Below are 644 nucleotides of genomic sequence, written 5' to 3'. Positions count from 1 at the left end.
GCCGCCCGCCAGCCGGCACCTCAGGAATCTGCTTCTTCCCGCGCCCCATCGCAAACCTCCGTGATCAAGGTGTTGCGACGATCAGTTGAATTCGCCCTGGACTCCCCTGTCCGAGTGATGGACCAGTCCGCCCAGGTCAGCGCCCTGGCCCTCGCGGCGCCACACGGCCATCTTGAGCGCGTCGAGAGCCAAATCCGTGTAGAGACTCGTGGATACCTGCCAGCCGACGATCATGCGGGAGTACACGTCGAGGACGAACGCGGCGTACACCCAGCCCACGCTGGTGCGCACGTAGGTGAGGTCGGCGACCCACAGCTGGTTCGTATGCTCGGCGGTGAAGTCGCGTTTGACCAGGTCGCTGGGGCGTCCGGTCTCCGCCGCGGGTCGGGTCGTGCGCGGCGTTTTGTCGCGCAGCAGCCCGCGCAGCCCGGACTCGCGCATCAGCCGCTCGACGGTGCACCGGGCCGCCTCGATATCCTGGCGGTGCAGTTCGTGCCAGATCTTGCGGGCCCCGTAGACGCCGTAGTTCTCCGCGTGGACCTGCTCGATCACCGCGGTCAGCTCCTCGTCGCGTCGGGATCGTGCGCTGGCGGGGCGGGTCGTGGCGGCGTAGTAGGTCGACGGTGCGATCGCTGCGGGCGTGT

At 68.2% G+C, this 644-nt stretch carries 1 protein-coding gene; it reads right to left on the bottom strand.

Going from position 1 to position 644, the window contains the following annotated elements; translation table 11 throughout:
• Nucleotides 1-81: 81 nt before the first annotated feature.
• Nucleotides 82-644, bottom strand: a 563-nt coding sequence (locus F8271_RS31685) for an IS3 family transposase (RefSeq protein ID WP_151493431.1), incomplete at its 5' end; no start/stop codon positions are given.

Origin of the sequence: Micromonospora sp. ALFpr18c (assembly GCF_008868155.1) — a bacterium.
Taxonomy (GTDB): Bacteria; Actinomycetota; Actinomycetes; order Mycobacteriales; family Micromonosporaceae; genus Micromonospora.
Note: the sequence above shows the minus strand (reverse complement) of the source record. Positions and strands in the feature narration are given on the sequence as shown.